General features: G+C 69.2%; 12 protein-coding genes and 1 pseudogene. 5 read left to right on the plus strand and 8 right to left on the minus strand.

The window, feature by feature from the left end; genetic code table 11:
• Positions 1-174 precede the first annotated feature (174 nt).
• From ABZT06_RS41005 to ABZT06_RS41025, 5 genes and pseudogenes are all read left to right on the plus strand, one after another.
• On the plus strand, positions 175-1074 hold the full coding sequence (locus ABZT06_RS41005) for an alpha/beta fold hydrolase (protein WP_355752885.1): 900 nt from the start codon (positions 175-177) through the stop codon (positions 1072-1074).
• A 451-nt stretch (positions 1075-1525) separates the two neighbouring features.
• Entirely contained in the window at positions 1526-2671 is a 1146-nt protein-coding gene (locus ABZT06_RS41010; RefSeq protein ID WP_355752887.1) for a histidine kinase, read from the plus strand.
• Positions 2668-3342 (plus strand): response regulator transcription factor, encoded by a 675-nt coding sequence (locus ABZT06_RS41015; RefSeq protein WP_355752889.1) that lies wholly within the window; start codon positions 2668-2670, stop codon positions 3340-3342. Before ABZT06_RS41010 ends, ABZT06_RS41015 begins: the two co-directional genes overlap by 4 nt.
• A 181-nt stretch (positions 3343-3523) precedes the next feature.
• Complete coding sequence (locus tag ABZT06_RS41020) at positions 3524-6763, plus strand: efflux RND transporter permease subunit (protein ID WP_355752891.1); 3240 nt, start codon at positions 3524-3526, stop codon at positions 6761-6763.
• 96 nt (positions 6764-6859) lie between these two features.
• Positions 6860-7102: pseudogene (locus ABZT06_RS41025) on the plus strand (methyltransferase); the annotation flags it as partial.
• A 147-nt stretch (positions 7103-7249) separates the two neighbouring features.
• Here the strand turns inward: ABZT06_RS41025 and ABZT06_RS41030 are convergent.
• The 8 genes from ABZT06_RS41030 to ABZT06_RS41065 all read right to left on the minus strand — a co-directional run bounded on the left by ABZT06_RS41030 (position 7250) and on the right by ABZT06_RS41065 (position 18526).
• Positions 7250-7822, minus strand: a complete 573-nt coding sequence (locus ABZT06_RS41030) for a TetR/AcrR family transcriptional regulator C-terminal domain-containing protein (RefSeq protein ID WP_355752893.1) — start codon at positions 7820-7822, stop codon at positions 7250-7252.
• Complete coding sequence (locus ABZT06_RS41035) at positions 7812-9053, minus strand: MFS transporter (protein ID WP_355752895.1); 1242 nt, start codon at positions 9051-9053, stop codon at positions 7812-7814. The genes ABZT06_RS41030 and ABZT06_RS41035 overlap by 11 nt, the downstream gene beginning before the upstream one ends.
• A complete protein-coding gene (locus tag ABZT06_RS41040) occupies positions 9050-10363 on the minus strand; it encodes an amidohydrolase family protein (protein WP_355752897.1) in 1314 nt (437 codons plus the stop codon). Before ABZT06_RS41040 ends, ABZT06_RS41035 begins: the two co-directional genes overlap by 4 nt.
• Positions 10360-11940, minus strand: a complete 1581-nt coding sequence (locus ABZT06_RS41045; RefSeq protein WP_355752899.1) for an FAD-dependent oxidoreductase — start codon at positions 11938-11940, stop codon at positions 10360-10362. The genes ABZT06_RS41040 and ABZT06_RS41045 overlap by 4 nt, the downstream gene beginning before the upstream one ends.
• A 114-nt stretch (positions 11941-12054) precedes the next feature.
• Positions 12055-12906, minus strand: a complete 852-nt coding sequence (locus tag ABZT06_RS41050) for an alpha/beta hydrolase (RefSeq protein ID WP_355752901.1) — start codon at positions 12904-12906, stop codon at positions 12055-12057.
• Between the two features lie 341 nt (positions 12907-13247).
• The gene (locus ABZT06_RS41055; RefSeq protein ID WP_355752903.1) at positions 13248-14618 is read right to left on the minus strand and encodes a ferredoxin reductase family protein; all 1371 of its coding nucleotides are present in this window, start codon (positions 14616-14618) and stop codon (positions 13248-13250) included.
• A 132-nt stretch (positions 14619-14750) separates the two neighbouring features.
• Positions 14751-15350, minus strand: a complete 600-nt coding sequence (locus ABZT06_RS41060; protein WP_355752905.1) for an amidohydrolase family protein — start codon at positions 15348-15350, stop codon at positions 14751-14753.
• A 710-nt stretch (positions 15351-16060) separates the two neighbouring features.
• On the minus strand, positions 16061-18526 hold the full coding sequence (locus ABZT06_RS41065; protein WP_355752907.1) for a SpoIIE family protein phosphatase: 2466 nt from the start codon (positions 18524-18526) through the stop codon (positions 16061-16063).
• Between the last annotated feature and the right edge of the window lie 251 nt (positions 18527-18777).

Genomic DNA, 18777 nt, shown 5'->3' on the forward strand with positions numbered 1-18777 from the left:
GACTCACTGGCGGTTGCCGATGACTTGCTGGTCCAACACCACGGCGGCCGTACCGCGCACCTACGCACCACGCGGCTCCCTCGATGGCGGGGACCTCCTTCCGCGGGAGCAGCCCGACCAGGTCGGCGGGACGCCGACCGAGTTCCTCCAAACACCCGAAGGAAAGACACCCCGATGAAGTATTTCGTGATGCCGGACGAGACTCTCCAACTCGACGCGACCGCCCGGAAGTCGCTGCGCGGCGACTTCGCCCAGCTGTCCGACGGCTACACACACTACGAGCTGCGCGGTCCCGAAGTCGGCGAGCTGGCCGTCCTGGTACCAGGGCTGACCATTCCGCTGTTCTACTGGGACGGTGTGGCGCCGAAGCTGCACGCGCGGGGCATCCGGACGCTGGCCTTCAGCGCATACGGCCGCGGCTACTCCGACCGCGCGCAAGGTCGGTACGACGAGGCGATGTTCGTGCGCCAGCTCCGCGAGCTGCTCTCGTTCCTCAGCATCGACACGCCGGTGAACCTGGTCGGCACGTCGATGGGAGCACTGGGCGCGATGGCCTACCTCCTCGACCGGCCCGACACGGTTCGGACCCTCACGCTCATCGGTCCCGCGGGCCTTTCCACCGACACCGCGCTGCAACAGCGCGCGCTGAAAGCCAACCCGATCGCCTCGTTCGCGGCACGGCGCTTCGGCCGCAAGATCCTGCTCGGCCATCTCGGGCGCAACGTCTCCGATCCCGCCCTGGTCGAACCGCTGACCACCATGATCTCGGACTGCTACCGGTTCGAAGGATCGATGTACAGCTTCTTCTCCACCTTGCAGAACTACCCGATCTCCGGCCGCGAGGACCTCTACCGCCAGACCGGCAGCCTCGGCATTCCGACCCTGCTGGCCTGGGGCACCGACGACCAGGTCACTCCCATCAGCGGATTCGACCGAGCGCGTGACCTGATCCGGCCGACGCACACCGAAATCATCGAAGACTGCGGGCACATGGCCCCGTACGAGCGGCCCGCGGACACCGCAGAGCTGATTGCCTCCTTCATCACCACCCGGTGCGATCACATCGACTCATGACCTGTGCACGGCTGGGCGCCGAACGTCGGCAGTCACGCAGGCAGGCGCCGCACGCCGCCCCCGGGGTCGGGCGATACCGGGCGGCCAAGGAACTCCTCACCGCCCCAGGCGTCAACCGCCGGAAGGGAGAGGACTCGGGCATGCAGCGCGCTCATCGATCCCTGGGCGGACATGGGGCCATGCGGAGCTCACGGATCTTGACCGTCGTCGTCACCCGCTGTACCCGGGCCGGGCGTGCCGGGACCCGGGGACAGGCGATCGTGCTCGGTACGCACGCCTGTCACCTACCGCGATCGCAGTAGTGGCCAATGCCGCGTTCAGGCGACGAGCCAGGGCTGTACCGGTGCCTACCCTGCAACCCATGACAACCAGTGGCCGATGGGGCCGGGCAACTTACCGCGCCCGGCAACCGATGCGTGCCCGACTGCGAGAGTCCAGCCTCGTGGGCTGCGTGATCGTCATCTCCGTACTGTCCGCGTTCCTTGATCCGGTCGCAGCGAGCTTTCGGCGGCCGGGTGCCCTCAGCGTCACCTTCGCGCTCGCGTACGGTGTCATCCTGCTGCTCCGGCGACGCGCGCCGATCACTACAATCGCCGTCCTGTCTGCGCTGGCCTTCGTTTATCAGGCGTGCGGTGGTACACCCACGCCCACGCTTCCCGCCCTGATGGTCAGCCTGTACGGCCTGGGGCTGCGCACAGGGCGGCAACCGGCCTTGATCGCCGCCGCTCTCGTCGCCACCGGCACGGTGACGGCGGCGATGCTTTACCAGCCAGGGCCGGTGCTGGGGCCGGAGCGGGTGGGCGCCGTGGCCTGGATCGGGCTGGCCACCGCGGTCGGCGACGCGGTCCGCAGCCGCCGCGCCTATGTCCGGGCACTGGAGGAGCGGGCGGAGCGCGCCGAACGGACCCGGGAGGAGGAGGCCGCCCAGCGGGTGGCAGCCGAACGGATGCGCATCGCACGCGAGTTGCATGATGTCGTCGCCCATGAACTGACCTTGATCAATGCGCAGGCCGGGATCGGCGTTCACGTGGGACGGAACGATCCCGCCCAGATGGCCGACCTGCTCACCGCCATCCGGGACGGGTCGAAGGGAGCACTCGGTGAGCTGCGCGCCATCGTGGGGCTGCTCGCGCAGCCGGAGGAGGCCGCAGCACCGCTGGAGCCCACTCCTGGGCTGGGCAGGCTCGACGACCTGGTGCTGTCGTTCGAGCGGGCAGGCCTGACGGTGGAGGTCGTCCGGCAGGGCGAGGAGTGTTTCATCCCCTCGGCGGTGGACGTGACGGGCTACCGGATCATCCAGGAGGCACTGACCAACGTGCGCAAGCACGCCGGGGTGGACACCGCACGGGTCGGTATCGACTTCCGCCATGACTCGCTTTCCATAACGGTCGACAACGACGGCCTCGCCGGTTGGCGCCCGCCGAACGGGGGCGGGACGGGGCGCGGCCTGATCGGGATCCGCGAGCGGGTGGCGGCCGTGGGTGGCACTGCCGAGATCGCGACGCGACCACAGGGCGGGTTCCTGGTGGTGGCCCGTCTGCCGCTGAGCCGGAACGGCGCTGCGCAACCCGCTGGAAAGGCCGACGACCGCCCATGACTCTTCGTGTCCTGCTGGCCGACGACCAGGCACTGCTGCGCGGCATGCTGCGGCGGCTTCTCGACAACACGCCCGGCATGCAGGTGGTGGGGGAGGCCGCCGACGGCGCCCAAGCCGTCGCGCTGGCGCGCACACACATCCCCGACGTTGTCCTGATGGACATCCGGATGCCCGGCACGGACGGCATCGAAGCGACCCGGACGATCACCACGGACCCGGACCTCACCGGGGTCAAGGTGCTGATCCTCACGACATTCGAGGTCGACGAGTACGTCGCCGAGGCGATCGGCTCGGGAGCACGGGGATTCATCGGCAAGGGTGCCGACCCGGAGGAACTCCTGGCCGCCATCGAGACGGTCGGCGCGGGCCGGCCGCTGTTGTCCGCGGCCGCTGCGGCAGCTCTCATGGCTCGCTTCCGGGTGGGCACGACCCGGTCCTGGGACAAGGAAACGCGGCTGCTGGAGGAACTGACCCCACGGGAGAAGGAAGTGCTGGCACTGCTGGCGTCCGGGCTGACCAACGACGACATCTCCGAGCGGCTGAAGCTCAGCCGGCACACGGTCAAGACGCACCTCAACCGCACCATGGCCAAGCTCGGAGTCAGCGAGCGTGCCCAGCTCGTGACCATCGCCTACGAGAGCGGTCTGATACGTCCCGGCGAGACACCGTGAGTCTCCGCGAACGCGGTACGCGCCGCGCCGGATAACGCGTGCGCGGTATGCGGAAACCACCGCGGTCGGGCGACGACGGATGACGGGGGAGAGGGGAAGGGTGAGATCACGCCGTCCCGGGGCCCATGGCCCGGGGCGGCCTCCTCTTCTTCCGTCCCACCGCAGAAGTGAGACCCTCCAGATGTCCTGGTTGTCCAGGCTGAGCCTCGCCAATCGCAAGCTGGCCGCCCTCATCACGCTGATCGTCATAGCTCTGGCGACGTACGCAGTGCCCTCCCTGAAACAGCAGTTGCTGCCAGACCTGTCCTTTCCCGCGGTCACCGTGACCGCCACCTACCAGGGCGCGTCTCCCGACGTCGTCGAGGACCAGGTTGCCAAGCCCATCGAGGACGCGGTCAAGAGCGTCGACTCGGTGGAGTCGATGACCTCCACGTCGCGGACCGGCTCGGTGACGGTGCTGCTCCAGTTCGACTTCGGTGTCGACACCGACACGAAGGCGAGCGAGGTGCAACAGGCCCTCGACAAGGGCACCGTGAACCTCCCGGACGGCATCGACCCCCAGGTCTTCACCGGCGGCACCGGTGACCAGCCCACCATCACCCTGGCCGCGACCTCCGACGCGGATCAGCAGCAGCTCGCCGACGCCCTGTCGGACAAGGTCGAACCCGAGCTGAAGGCCGTCGACGGCGTGAACCAGGTCACCGTGTCCGGGCAGACGGACCAGGTCGTCACCATCACGCCCGATTCCGGCAAGCTGGAGAAGGCGGGCCTGACCGTTCAGTCGATCAAGACTGCCCTGACCTCGAACGGAGGCACCGGCGCCGGCGGCTCCGTCGACTCCGACGGCAAGGACCTGAGCATCGAGGTCGGCGGCTCCATCACTTCGGTGCGGCAGGTCGAAAACCTGTGGCTGAGCGCGTCGTCCGGATCGGGTGCGAGCACCACGAGCGGTTCCGGATACCCCTCGGGCATCGGTGTCACCGGTAGCGCGGGGACCACGGCAAGCACCGGCACGACGTCCACCGGCTCCGGCTCGCAGGACCCGGTCCAGCTCAAGAGCGTCGCCTCGGTAAAGGTCCAGGACGCCGAGGCGACGACGCTGACGCGGACCAACGGCGAGGAGAGCCTGGGTATTTCCGTCACCATGGACCACGACGGCAGCGCAGTCTCCATCTCCGACGACGTCCGCGCCAAGATTCCGGACCTGGAGAAGTCCCTGGGCCACAACACGAAACTCACGGTCATCTCCGACAACGGCCCCCAGGTGAGCAAGTCGGTGAACGGCCTCGTCGAGGAGGGCGCCCTCGGACTGCTGATGGCGATCCTCATCATCGTCCTGTTCCTGCGCTCGGTCCGTTCCACGCTGGTGACGGCGGTCTCCATTCCCCTGTCCCTGCTGATCGCGCTCATCGCCCTGTGGTACGAGGACTATTCGTTGAACATCCTCACGCTGGGCGCCCTGACCATGGCCGTCGGCCGGGTCGTGGACGACTCGATCGTGGTCCTGGAGAACATCAAGCGGCATCTCGGATACGGCGAGGAGAAGCGCGCCGCCGTTCTCACCGGGGTCCGCGAGGTGTCGGCCGCTGTCACATCCTCCACACTCACCACGGTCGCGGTGTTCCTGCCGATCGGCCTGGTGAGCGGCATCGTCGGTGAACTGTTCGCCCCCTTCTCCGTCACCGTCACCGTCGCGATGGCCGCCTCCCTGGTGGTGTCCCTGACGATCGTGCCCGTCCTGGCGTACTGGTTCCTGAAGCCGCCGAAGGAGGCCGCGGGCAAGGACCAGCAGCGGTTCCGCGCACTCGTCGAGGAAGAGGAGCGCAACGGCCGTCTGCAGCGCTTGTACGTGCCTGTCATCGAGTGGGCCACGCGGCGCCGTAAGACCGTCCTGGGCCTTGCCGCCGTGCTGCTCGTGCTGACCTTCAGCATGGTCTCCGGGCTGAAGACCAGCTTCCTCGGCGACTCCGGGGCGGATTCACTCAGCGTCACCCAGACCATGCCCGCCGGGACCAGCCTGAACGGGACCGACCAGGCCTCGAAGAAGGTGGAGGACGTGCTGTCCGGTGCGGACGGCGTCGACGCGTACCAGGTCACGATCGGCTCGGCGGGCGGCTTCATTGCGACGAGTGCCGTGTCGGACAGCGCCACCTACACCATCGCCCTGGAGGACAGCGCCGACTCCTCCGCGGTGGAGGACACGCTGCGCGAGAAGTTCGACAACCTCACCGGTGTGGGCGAGTTGACGTTCAACTCCAAGACCGGCTTCGGCACCAGCAGCGATGTCGAGGTCACGCTCAAGGGCGACGACGCAGCAGCGCTGAGCACGGCCACGGACGGCGTCGTGAAGGAGCTGAAGAAGGTCGGCGAGGTCACCGCGGTCACGAGTGACCTCGCCCAGGAGGTGCCTCAGATCACGGTACGGGCCAAGGGCGAGGCGGCGGCCGAGCACGGGCTGACCGAGACAAGCATCGCCTCATCGGTCGCCGAGGCCGTCCAGGGCTCCACGATCACCCAGATCACCGTGGACGGCACCCAGCGCGATGTGGTGATCAAGACGACCGCCGATGCCCCGAAATCCGTCAGTGAACTGCGCGCGTTGAAGATCTCCGCGTCCTCCGGTGACGTGCGGCTCGACAGTGTCGCGACCGTGACGCAGACCGAGGAACCCGTCGAGCGGTCACGTGTCGACGGCACCGAGTCCGTCACCGTCTCGGCGACCCCGGTGGGCGACAACACCGGCGCCGCGAGCACCGCGGTGGAGAACGCGGTGAAGAAGGCGGACCTGCCGTCGGGCGTCTCCTACGAGATGGGCGGTGTCACCTCCAGCCAGAACGACGCCTTCACCCAGCTCGCCCTGGCGATCGTCGCGGCGATCGCCATCGTGTTCCTGGTCCTGGTCGCGGTGTTCCGCAGCATCCGCCAGACCCTGATCCTGCTGGTGTCGATCCCCTTCGCCGCCACGGGTGCCATCGCCCTGCTGCGTGCCACCGACACTCCGCTGGGCGTTGCGGCCCTGATCGGCCTGCTCATGCTCATCGGCATCGTGGTGACCAACGCGATCGTGCTGATGGACCTGATCAACCAGTACCGGGCCCGGGGCATGAGCGTCACGGACGCGGTCCGAGAGGGAGGCAGCCGCAGGCTGCGGCCCATTCTGATGACGGCGCTCGCCACCATCTTCGCGCTGACTCCGATGGCACTCGGCATCACCGGCTCGGGCGGCTTCATCTCCCAGCCCCTCGCCGTCGTCGTCATCGGCGGTCTGTTCAGCTCCACCGGACTGACCCTCATCCTGATCCCGACCCTCTACACGATGGTCGAGACCCGGCGCGAGCGCCGTGCCGGACGCCGGGCCGCGCGGAAGCCCGCGACGCCGGCTCCCGCGACCGAGGAGGCGGTGCTCCAGCCGCACGGGTGACCAAGTGGCCTGACACAGGCCGGTTGTGGATCCGTAGGTATCTGAAGGTGCGTTCGGCCGCATGCCGTCGGGAGGCATGCGGCCGGCGCTTTTGGGCTCGCGCTGGCCGACCGTATCGAGGTGTCGGGCCCCGGTCTGTTCCCCGAAGGCCGCGCCGGCCTCATCGTGTGCAGCCCGCCCTGGCTCCCCGCCCGTCCGACCGGCGCTGTCGAACAAGGCGTCTACGACCCGGACAGCATCATGCTCCACAGCTTCCTCGCGGGCCTGTCCACGCACCTCCGACCGGGCGGCGAGGGCTGGCTCATCTTGTCCGACCTGGCAGAACGCCTCGGCCTACGCGGACCTGGTGCTGGACGAGCAGAGGTATGACGTGCGCCGGGTGGGACTGTAAGGCTGCCCCTGCGCCAGGTTCGCGGCCCGCAGCGGCATTCGCAGGGCAACGATCAGCCGGCGGCTCCTGGCCGTAGCGTCGGGATCAGGCCGTGGTCAGGGGCGAGCCGCGATCCGTGTCTGGAGCCCGTCGTGAACTGCCTGCAGTCCGAGGACGAGACTCCTCCGGGACGTCGCGGTGACACAGGAACCGACCACGAACGCCACAATGGTTTCCCTTGCGTGCTCGGCGTCCGAAGCGGTGAAGCCGGCCGCTGAACAGATCGCGAGAAGGTGGTCGTCGCGGAGCGTGCGACCGGGGCCGTACGGGGCGTCGACAGGCATGGCGGGCACAAGCCACGAGTGCCTCTGGAACATCGCGTGCATCTCCTGTGCCATGGCGATGGACGCCTCCCGCCATCCGACTTCTTCGAGGTCGGGCAGTCGGAGTTCCGCCCAGATCGCGTCAGAGGCCAGCCGCATCAGTTCCTGCTTGTTCCTGACGTGCCAGTAGATCGCTGCCGCGGTCGTATCGAGAAGTTCTCCCAGGCGCCGCATGGTCAGGCCGTCGACGCCCTCGGCGTCGAGCAGGCCGATGGCGGCACGGATGATCTGCTCCGAGTCCAGGGCCCGGCGCTCGGGACGACCGCCCGCACCGCCCTGGACGGCATCCTGTCGTTCACCCTTCACGTCGGCTCCCGCGCACCGCCACCAGCGCGCTCACGGCCAACAACGCCACCACCACCCCGAAGCAGACGCCGGCTGCACGAAGCCCCATGACGTCGGCCGCCAGCCCGACGCCCACCACGGGCACGGAGATGGCGACATAGAGCACGACGAAGTACGTGGAGGCGACCTCCGCCCGCTGGCCGGCGGGCGCTGCGGCGTTGATCGCCGCCAGTCCCGCGCGAAAACTCACCCCTTGTCCCAGCCCGGCCGTTACAGCGGCGCCCAGCAGGAGCAGCAGCGACTCGGCGGCGAGTCCCGAGATCAGCAGGGCCATGCCCGCGATCAGCAGAACACACCCGACGGACAGCGCGGCTCGGCCCAGTGGGCGTACGAGGGTGATCTGGCCGATCGCCGAAGCGGCGAACACCGTGCAGACCACGGCACCCGACAGCGCGGGATCGGACAGGTGGAGCAGCCGGCCGAGGAACGACGGTGCGACTGCCGTGAACAGCCCCAGCACCGCGAAGCTCGCGAAACCGGCGATCGACGCCCGCAGGAAGGCGGCCCGCATCTGCTCCGGCACCTTCGGACGGGTCACGCGCAGCCGCAGCCGCCCGGTGAACGCGACCGGTTCCGGCATCAGCCACACGCCCACCGTGACCAAAGCAAGCATGCCGAGGTGCACCTCGTACGGCAACCGCAGTGGTTCCGGGGCGAGTTGGGCAAGCAGCCCGGACAGCAGCGGCCCCGCGCCCAGCCCGCCCATGTTCGCCACCGTGCCCACCAGGGTGGCGCGTTCACCGGCGTCCTCGGGGGCCAGGTCGAGCAGTGCGGCGGTCGCGGTGCCGGTGAAGATGCCCGCGGACAGGCCCGACAGGACGCGTCCGGTGATCAGCAGGGGCAGGTTGTCCGCGCGCAGGAACACCAGGCAGCTCAGTACGGCGCAGGCGAGTCCGGGCAGCAGCGTCCGCCGCCGTCCCAGGACATCCGAGATCCGCCCGAACAGCACCAGCGCGGTCTCCACGCCCACCGCATACGCGGCGAAGATCACCGTGCTCATGAGCGTCGAGAAGCCCAGGCGGTGCTGGTAGAGCACGTACAGCGGGGTCGGCAGGGTGGTGCCCAGCATGGTCACGGTGAAGGCTAGGGCCACTAGCCAGAACGCGGCACTACGCGGAACGACCGGCCGAAGCGAACGTGCGCCGACAAGTGGCTGCCCGGGCCCTGCGGGCAGCCGACTGCGACTGCTCACACCGAGTCCATCGCGCGGAAGAGCCGTTCGCCCGACTCCTGGAGCCGGTCCTTGACCTTGTCGAGGTCAGGGTGGAGCAGGGTGTGGTCGCGCTTGCGCCAGCGTCCGGCGATCATGACCGCTTCGATGTTCGCGATGTCGGCGTGCAGGGCAGCGGCGACCGGATTGTGGGCCGGCCAGAGGTTGAGGGCACGGGTGTCGATGGCGATCAGGTCGGCCTGCATGCCCGGTTCGATGCGGCCGACCTGGTCGGCCAGGCCGAGCGCCTTCGCTCCTTCGACGGTGGCCCAGGCCAGAGCCTGTTTGGCGGTGACGGACGGCGTGCGGGCTTGCGCGCCGGCGCCCTGCCGATCGTGGGTGTGATCGAGGCCGCGCTGGTGGGCCAGGGCGATACGGGCGGCGGTGAGGACCTGGCCGGGTACGACGGTGTCGACGTCGGTGCCGAGCGAGGGAGCCGCCCCGTGGCGCAGCAGGGCGCCGGTGATGGGGGTGCCGTGGCCCTGACGGAGTTCGTTCTCGGGTGTGCTGGTGAAGGTGACACCAGCGTCGACGAGTGTTCTGACCCAGCGGTCGGGCAGGTCGGAGCCGTGCACCACGTTGGTGCGGGGGCCGAACAGCCCGGCGTCGCGTACGGCCTCCCAGCCCGGTGCGAGGTCTCCGCCGCTCTGGTGGAGGGACACGACGAGACCGCGTTCGGCCGCGGCCCGGAAGTCGGCCACCGCGATGTCGGGTGAGGAGTACTGCGGTCCCTGGACGGCCATGCCGAGCGTGAGGAGGGCATGGTCGCCGGCGGGGCCCTCCAGGAGGCGGTCGATCTCGGCGAGCGGATGAGGGAGGGCCGGGTCCCGGTAGGGGGTGCCGTGCAGGAAGACGGCACGGATGCCGACCTGCACGAGCCCGTCGACGGCCGCGTCGGCGTGCTCGGGTGTCACGCTGTTGTGGCACCAGTCGCCGAGGGTGGTGGTACCGCAGTTGATCTGGTTCAGCGCGCCGGCCAGATTGCTGACGTACATGTCGTCGGGCCGGTAGTGCTGGGCGCCGCTCCCGTGCAGGTGGGTGAGGTATTCCAGGAGCGTCCAGTCGGCGCCCACGGCACGCAGCCCGGTCTGCCAGGTGTGCAGGTGGGTGTTGACCAGGCCGGGGAGGATCACGCGTCCGGTGAGGTCGACGGTTTCGGCTTCGGGCGTGTCCAGGTTCTCGCCGATCATGGCGATGCGGTCGCCGTCGACGAGGATGTCGGCACGCTCGGCGTCGGGCCGGCCCGGAGCCATGGTGACGACCTGCGCACCGCGCAGCAGGGTACGGCTCATTCCGCGCTCCCAGGAGAAGGCGAGGCTTCGGCGCGGTCACTCACGGGAGGCGCCAGCGCTTCGATCGCGGTGCGGATGCTGCTGAGCATGTCCCCGGTCGCGATGTGCCCGATGTAGCCGTCGGGTCGGATCAGCAGCAGGGTGTCCTCGATGAGGCCGTGGACCGATCCGAGGGTTCCTGCGGAGTCGGTGAGGACGTGGTCCGCGCGTTCGGCGGTGGCGCCGACGGCGATCCTCTTCAACTGCGCTCCGGCCGCGGGCCATTCGAGCTGGTCGAGGGAGTCGGCGGCGCGACGGCCGTGGGCTACGGCGGTGAAGCGAGGTCCGCGCAGCACGTCGAACAGCCTGATCTGCTTGCCGTCGCTGCCGGTCAGCACGGCGTCCGGCACTCGATCGCCGACGCGCAGGGTCTTGGTGCGGTTGCTGTCGGCACGGGCGAGGGGGCTGCCGAAGTAGGTGAGGGCGAGTTGCTGTTCGTCCTTGCCGCGTTTGAGGCTCGACGGGTCGAGCTTGGTCATGCCGTCGTACTTCTTCGTGGACAGCCCGAGTACTGCGGCCGCGATCGGCATCCGTTCGGCCTCGTAGGTGTCCAGGAGCGCGGGCTCGGCGCCGGCCAGGACCTGGGCGAGCTTCCAGCCGAGGTTGTAGGCGTCCTGGATGCCGGTGTTCAGTCCCTGGGCGCCGGCCGGGGTATGCACATGGGCGGCGTCGCCGGCGATGAAGACCCGTCCTTGGCCGTACCTCTCGGCGAGGCGGATGTTGGGCCGGAACACGGACGTCCACCGGATGTCGCTCAGTGTGATGCGCCGGTTGCCGGTGATTGAGCGGATCCGTTCGTTGAGCGCCGCCTCGTCGAGCACGGGCTCTTCGTCGGCCGCCAGCCGGATCATCCACTGGAACAGGTCGCTGTGGGGCAGGGGGCAGGCTCCGGCGAACTTGCCTCCGAGGCGAGGCCACATGTGCCATCGGTCACGGGACAGTCCCGTGGTGACGGCGTCCACGATGATCATCCGGTCCTGCTCGTCCGTCGACCCGGTGAATTCGACACCGAGCTGCTTGCGGACGGTGCTGGAGCCGCCGTCGGCGCCGACGACATAGCGGGCGGTGATCTCCTCGATCCCGTCGGGGCCCGCCACCTTGGCGGTGACGAGGTCGGCGGTCTGGGTCAGCTCGACGAGTGTGGTCGCGAACTCGACGTGGTGGCCGAGCTGTTCGAGGCGGTCGTGCAGCGCGCGGTCGGTGCTGTGCTGGGGGATCAGCCACGTGTTGGGGTACGGAACGTCCGGGCTCGGCCGCCGGATGCGCATCATCCGCAACGGAACCGCCAGCGGGCCGAGATGGATGCCGAGCAGCGGATAGGTGCTGCCGCTCGCGAGGACGGCGTCGAGGGCTCCGAGGTCCTCCAGCACCTCCAGGGTGCGGGGCTGGACGCCCTTGGCCCGTGAGCCGTCGAAGGCATGGTCCGACTTGGTGACGACGCGGATGTCGGCGCCGCGGCGGGCGAGGTCGATCGCCAGGGAACTCCCGGTCGGTCCGGCGCCGATGATCAGGACGTCGACGGGTGTGTGGTGGTTCATGTGTCCTGCCTTTCCGCGTGTGTCGTCGTGAACGAGGCCATGTGTTCGGCGACTTCGCGGGGTGGTTCGTAGGGGGTCATGGGCCGCAGTCGATGACGTGGTGCTCGAAGTGCTTCACGACGGGCTTCCTTGTCGTGACTGCGTGCTGTCGGAGTGGGAATCGAGGAACGTGGCGATGGCGCCGGCGACCCACTGCGGGTCCTCTTCCGGCAGTAGATGGCCGCCGTCGGGATGGATCAGCTCCTGGGCGTCGGGGATGTCGCGGGCGAAGTGCTGGCCGTTGATGCTCGCGCTGCGCAGCACCAGCGTGGGCACCGCGACGCGCGCGATCTCCGCGCTGCGGTCGGGCTGGTCGGTGTTGACGAAGTCGACGAAGGCCGACCGGTTGCCGGGCCGACTCATCAGCTGGTACGACCGCTGCACCATCGCCTCGTCGACGATGTCCGAGTGCGGGCCGACCGCCGACCGCAGATTCCGCTCGATCATGCGGCGCGGCATCGCCCGGCGCAGTACGGGGCGCAGCAGCGGGCTGCGGGCCAGCCGCAGGGCCGCCGGGACCGACTTCTCCGGGTAGCCGAGGGCGTTGACGAGCACCAGGCTGCTGACGCGCTCCGCGCGGTCCAGTGCGAGGTTCCATGCGATGTTGCCGCCCAGTGAGTTGCCCACCACCGCAGAGCTGCGCACGCCCAGGACGTCCAGGAAGCGGGCGACCGTGGCCGCATAGGTCGGTACGCGGTAGTTGCGGTCGGCGCGTGGACCGGTGAGTCCCCACCCGGGCAGGTCGGGGCGGATGACGTCGTAGGACGCCGACAGCACGGCCGCCACGCCCTGGAAGTGGTGGAGTGACGAGGCGCTGCCGTGCAGCAGCACGACCGTCGGCCCGCGCCCGGCGCGCTTGTAGTGGACCCGCAGGCCATCGACGTCCGCGAACAGGGAGTCGGGTTGGGGTTCAGACCAGATATTCATAACGGTTACAGTGTTGCCGATATTGCTCTCCTGTCAAGCGTCCGGACCTCCCCACGGTCAGAATCACGTGGCCGGTCATGGTTGCGGCAGTACTCGGACGGGCATCTCCTGGAGTCGCCGACCGCCGGACACTCCGCGACGTGACAGCACTCGGCGCGCCCGCCCTACCGGCGACCTGAGCGTCCCCGGACGGCGTAACGCCATCGCTGCGGACCGCGCCGGAGGCACCTGTCCTCGTGTCGCACGCGCTGCACCTATAAGCGCAACCTCTGGATCATGACGTGGGGCAGTGCCCGCGGCGCGAGGTTTCCGAGCTCTGGAACGAGCTCGACGGGCGCTCGTCAGCGGAAGGCGAAGTGCTCCGCATGGACGTGGTGCCGGGGAACGCCCTGGCGGTGGAGGTCGCGGCTGAGGTCTTCGAGCATGGACGCGGGGCCGCAGAGGAAGATGTGGGTGTCCGCGGTGAGCGGGCCGGCCACTGTCCGGATCCTGTCAACGGTGAGGTGGCCCTCGCTGCGGCTGAACGTCGCGTGGAGCCGGAGGCCGGGGAGGCGTTCGGCGGCCGCGGTCAGTTCCGGGAGGAAGGGTGCGGCATCGGCGGTCGGGGCGCAGTAGAAGAGATCGGCGCGCGGGAGCGTGCCGCTCGGGTGGGTGAGCCAGCCGAGGAACGGGGCGATGCCGATGCCTCCGGCGATCCAGATCTGGTGGCGCCCGCCGAGGGTGTGGTCGAACATGCCGTACGGGCCGTTGAGAGTGGCGGGCAGTCCTTCGCGTACGTCGGTGTAGAGCTTTTGCGTGCCGCGGCCGAGCGCACGGACGGTGAGACGGACCGAGCCGTCGGGATGGACTCCGGCCACGCTGAAGGGATGTTCGCGCCAGGCGCGTCGGCCACCCACGCGCAGGTAGACGAACTGACCACCTGCCAGGGGCAGCCTGTCTGAGTCGCTGGGAGTCAGGGTGAGGTCGACGATGTCCGGCGCGGGCCGCGAGACCCGGCGGATGCTGTAGTCGGCCTGGGGCTCCCTGCGCCGCAGCACCAGTTCGTCGTAGGCGTAGGCGGTCATGCCGACCGTGGCCATGGTGACGTAGACGGCCAGGAGGACCGTGGATCCGTTGATGACGAGGTCGAGGAACCAGCCGTGCACGAGAGCGGACAGGAGCAGCAGGCCCGTGAGCCGGTGCAGGAACAGCCAGCTTTCGTAGGGCAGTCGAAGGATGCGGCCGACCTGCCCGAGCGAGATGAGGACGAGTGCGAGCAGCCCGATCGCGGAGACGGCGCCGAGAAGGTGCCCCGTCCCCACGAGGTGGCCGGCCTCGGGGGTACCGGCGTAGTGCTTCGTACTGCCGTCGAAGCCGGAGAAGAAATGGAGGAGGAGGTGGGGGAGGAGTAGCAGGAGCATGGACCACATCGCGTACTGCTTGTGCCAGAAGTACATGCGGTCCAGCCCGCCGAACCACTGCTCCAGCCGCGTCAGCCGGGTGGCCAGTACCAGGGTGCAGGTCATCAGGTACGCGGCGCCGACGCCGGCGAACTCGCCGACGAAGTACACGGTGCTGATGCCGTCCGGGCGGAGCCAGTCCCAGGCGAGGTAGAGGAGAACGGCTCCGGCTGTCACCGTCAGCGGCCCGGCGTGGCGCTTCTTCAGACGTGCGTCCATGGGGGCGCGCACGAGCCGGATTGCGTAGATCGCTATCGCGATCAGAACGGGCATCCTGTGCCTCCCCGGGCGTTGGCAGTGCGGACAAGAGGCGCTGTTCCGGCAGCTGGAGGTTCTGAATAATGGCTACATTGTGACCCTTTTAGTTTCGGCTGCAGTGTAGCCATATCGGGGTGGAGGTGGCAATCAATGCCCGCAGGAGGCTTGAGGGGCTGAGAGCTGTGACGCGGCGTTCCTCAGCCAAGCACGCCAGGGCGGGGGCGCGGATCGGGCCCCTTCCGTCCCCGCGAGGCCGGCGGGGTGCCTGGTCCCACCGGCGTGACGGAGCGGACGGTGAGTCTGTCGCCAGTCCGGTGCGCTCGTCGCCGAAGCCAGCCGGGGGAAGAGTGCCGCCGCGGCACGGTGTCGCATCGCTTCCAGGCCCTTGCCGCCCAGGCAGTCGCCGGCGGCCAAGGCCTCGGCCAACGCGTGGACGGCCCAGTCCGGGGTGTACGGATAGTCACTGCCGTAGAGGAGGTGGTCGGGGTCGGTCAGGGTCAGCAAGGCAGGGAGCAGTCGCGGCAGGGCGAAGCCGGCGAGGTCGTAGTACAACCTGCGCAGGGCCCCGAGGACATCGACAGGTGGGCCGGCGCTCGCGAAGGTGAAGGCGGCGACCCGGTCGGCAAGGGCGGGGAGCGCGCCTCCCGCGTGCGGGACGATGAAGCGCATGGCGGGGTGCCGTTCGAGGACTCCGCCCCGGATGAGGTGCGTCACTGCACGTGTGGTCTCGAACGGGAACTCCTGCATGGGGCGAGGGTGGCCCATGCTCGTCGCTTCCCAGCACGGTGGAGAGGTCGGATGCAGCAGGACGATCGCGCAGCGCCGGTCGAACTCGGCCATCGGCGTCTCGTAGCACGGTCGCCCAGATGCCGGTCGGCGTAGGAGGCGTGCAGGGTGGTGCCGTCGGCCCCCAAGTCGTCCAGTGCGTGCCGCATCTCGGCGAGCGCCCCGGGAGGTCCGGTAGCGGAACGGAGGTCAACAGCCCGAAACGCTCGGGGTGGGTCTGGACGAGGGACGCGCCCTCGTCGTTCACCGCGCGGGCCAGATGCCTGGCAGCGTCGCCGCAGTGAACTCCTGGCGAGGACACCGACAGGAGTGCCGCGGCGATGCCCGTGCGGTCCAGGCGGCCAGCGCCGCTTCGGGCTCCAATCGACAATGGAGGGCATCCCGTCGGGCTGTCCGTGGTCCGCCGCTTCCATCGCGGACCGCAGCCGTGGGGTGATGTGGTGGGTACGCAACGTCGATGGCCCCCGCCAGTGGCGGCGGTGAGGCCACGGTGGCGGTCGGTGGTGTCATGCGCTGTTCCTCCCCGGTGAGGCGCCGGCGGAGGATACGACGTTCGAACTCGCCAGGAGCTGCCGCACGGAAGGCTGTCCGGCGACCCTCACCGAGCTGCAGCGCCCCATCGGCCGGGGGGACGAAGAACCGCCTGCGATGCCTCCGGGGGTTCTCGTCGATCAGTCGGTGTTCTGCTCGATGCTCTGTTCCGCCCAGATCGTCTTGCCTGTGTCGGTGGGGCGGGTTCCCCAGCGCTCGGTGAGCTGAGCGACCAGGAGGAGCCCGCGGCCGCCTTCGTCGTACGTGCGGGCACGGCGCATGTGGGGTGCCGTGTTGCTGGTGTCCGAGACCTCGCAGATGAGGTTCCGGTCGTGGATGAGACGCAGTTGGATGGGCGGCTCTCCGTATCGGATGGCGTTGGTGACCAGTTCGCTGACGATCAGCTCGGTCACGAAGGCCGCATCCGTCAGACCCCATGCCTCCAGCTGGGCGAGGGCGTTCTTGCGTGCCCCGGCGACAGCGGCCGGATCGGGGGCCACGTCCCAGGCGGCTACCCGGTCGGCCTTGAGCGCGCGGGTACGGGCGACGAGCAGAGCCACGTCGTCGGTGGGCCGTTCGGGAAGCAGGTCATCGAGAATGGTGTCGCACAGCACGTCCAGCGAGATGGCCGGCCCGGCAAGGGCCCGGCGCAAACGGGAGACGCCGACGTCGATGTCCTGGCCACGGGACTCGATCAGACCGTCGGTGTAGAGGACGAGCAGACTGCCCTCGGGTAGTTCGGTCTCCATCGCTTCGAAGGGCAGTCCACCCAGGCCCAGTGGGGGTCCCGACGGCAGGTCGAGCAGTTCCACGGTGCCGCCCGGGCTCACCAGGGCGGGCAGCGGATGCCCTGCCCGGGCGAGCGTGCAGTGGCGGGAGACGGGATCGTAAACGGCGTACAGGCAGGTCGCCCCTACGTCTCCCGCAGTCTCTCCGTCTCCCGCGGCCGGCGCCGTTCCCGTTCCCGTGCCTTCGGCCTCCGTGGCCAGGCGGCCCACCAAGTCGTCGAGGTGGGTGAGAAGTTCGTCGGGAGGCAGGTCGATGTCGGCGAGGGTCCGTACGGCCGTACGCAGTCGGCCCATGGTCGCGGAGGCGTGGATGCCGTGACCCACGACGTCGCCCACGACCAGCGCCACCCTGGCTCCGGACAGCGGGATCACGTCGAACCAGTCCCCACCCACCCCGGCCCGGCCACCGGCCGGGAGGTAGCGGGAGGCGAACTCCACCGCTGCCTGCTCGGGCAGCCGCTGCGGCAGCAGGCTGCGCTGCAGGGTGACCGCCGTGCTTCGTTCGCGGGTGTAGCGACGGGCGTTGTCGATACAGACCGCCGCCCGGGCCGCCAGTTCCTCGGCCAGCACCAGGTCGTCCTCCTGGAACGGGTCGGGGTGCCGGTGACGAGCGAAGACGACGACACCCAGGGTGGCTCCGCGCGCTGACAGGGGCACCGTCATCGCCGAATGGAAGCCGAAGTCGCGCACCCGGGAAGAGCGGATCGGGTCCTTGGCGACCCAGTCGGCGATCAACGGCTCGGCCACCTGGTATAGCACGGAGCGTCCCGACCGCATGCTCTCCGCCGGCGGAGAGCCCTCCGGGTAGTCGTCCACCTCGCCGGGCGCGATGACCGCCTCGGGGGTTCCCGGAAGCACGGACTGGTGGGCGATGCGCCGCAGGGCGAGGGAGCCGCCCGCCGTCCGCCCTTCCCAGGGCTGCTCGGACACGTCGTCCAGGGATACCAGCAGGTCGACGCTGATGAAGTCGGCGAGTTCCGGGACCGCCACGTCCGCCAGTTCCTGCGCCGTGCGGGCCACGTCGAGCGTGCTGCCGATCCGGGTGCTGGCCTCGGCGATCAGCTGGAGGCGCTTGCGGGCCCAGTACTGCTCCGTGATGTCGTGTCCGGTGGCGGCCACACCCACGACGCGGCCATCCGCGGCCTCAACCCGGTACAGGTGGACCGACCAGGCGTGCTCACGGGTCTCGCCGGGGGCCTGCGCGTGGTTCTCCACGTACTGCGGCTCACCTGTCTCCAGGGCCACCTGCATCCGCCGCTCGACCTCCTCCGACAAGGGGGTGGGGAGCACGTCGGTCATTCGCAGCCCGCGCAGTTCGTCCTCGCTCAGGCCCAGTGCGCTCTGTGCGGTCCGGTTGGACCGGCGGTAGCGCAGGCTTGTGTCGTACACCGAGGTCGCGCAGGACGGGGACTGCAGCAGGCACTGCCGCATGAGCAGGTCGTCCTCGGGCCGGAGCTCGGACTCCGGCGCGGCGGAGACCAGGAGCCAGTCGCGGGCCCCGTCGTTCGCCGTCCGCCGATGCGCGAGGACCATGGCCTTGAGAGGGTGGCCGTCCCTGTGCCGGAGCGTGAGCGTGCCGTGCCATCTCGGCAGCTCCAGGAAGGATGGGGGAGCGCTCGTCGCGGACGCCTCGGCGAGCAACGAAGCCGCCGCACGGCCCACGATCTGTGCTGACGAGTACCCGAGCAACTGTTCGGCACCCGTGCTCCACCCGGTCACGGTGCCGCTTTCGTCGACGATGGCGCGCGGAGTCAGCGCCTCGCCGACGACGTCTCGGGCGGAATGCCTTCCCCGATCGTCGACGGCACGCCGCTCCATGCTCGCTCATCTCGCTCTCGTCGCATTCTTCGCCGCGTTCTACTTCTTGGTCCAGGACACCTGGACATGCTTCGCTGTGGCACTTACGACGAAGCACACATCTCCATATTCAGCACATTTTATTAAAATTATCCATGTCCGCATCATTGGGCATGAACTGTCAAACCTTCGGTGGCTCTGTCCTTGAGAGGGCCTGGCTCTGTGGGGGAGAGGGCTGAGCGCCGAGCGGGTAGCACGTGATCCTCTGTCGA

The organism is Streptomyces sp. NPDC005483 (assembly GCF_040606035.1).
In the GTDB taxonomy this organism is placed as follows: Bacteria; Actinomycetota; Actinomycetes; order Streptomycetales; family Streptomycetaceae; genus Streptomyces.

What these genes read in the sequence shown, in the direction of transcription:
- ABZT06_RS41005 (WP_355752885.1), top strand. Translation starts at nt 175, where the DNA reads ATGAAGTATTTCGTGATGCCGGACGAGACTCTCCAACTCGACGCGACC.
- ABZT06_RS41015 (WP_355752889.1), top strand. Translation starts at nt 2,668, where the DNA reads ATGACTCTTCGTGTCCTGCTGGCCGACGACCAGGCACTGCTGCGCGGC.
- ABZT06_RS41020 (WP_355752891.1), top strand. Translation starts at nt 3,524, where the DNA reads ATGTCCTGGTTGTCCAGGCTGAGCCTCGCCAATCGCAAGCTGGCCGCC.
- ABZT06_RS41040 (WP_355752897.1), bottom strand. Translation starts at nt 10,363, where the DNA reads ATGAGCCGTACCCTGCTGCGCGGTGCGCAGGTCGTCACCATGGCTCCG.
- ABZT06_RS41045 (WP_355752899.1), bottom strand. Translation starts at nt 11,940, where the DNA reads ATGAACCACCACACACCCGTCGACGTCCTGATCATCGGCGCCGGACCG.
- ABZT06_RS41050 (WP_355752901.1), bottom strand. Translation starts at nt 12,906, where the DNA reads ATGAATATCTGGTCTGAACCCCAACCCGACTCCCTGTTCGCGGACGTC.
- ABZT06_RS41055 (WP_355752903.1), bottom strand. Translation starts at nt 14,618, where the DNA reads ATGCCCGTTCTGATCGCGATAGCGATCTACGCAATCCGGCTCGTGCGC.
- ABZT06_RS41060 (WP_355752905.1), bottom strand. Translation starts at nt 15,350, where the DNA reads ATGCAGGAGTTCCCGTTCGAGACCACACGTGCAGTGACGCACCTCATC.
- ABZT06_RS41065 (WP_355752907.1), bottom strand. Translation starts at nt 18,526, where the DNA reads ATGGAGCGGCGTGCCGTCGACGATCGGGGAAGGCATTCCGCCCGAGAC.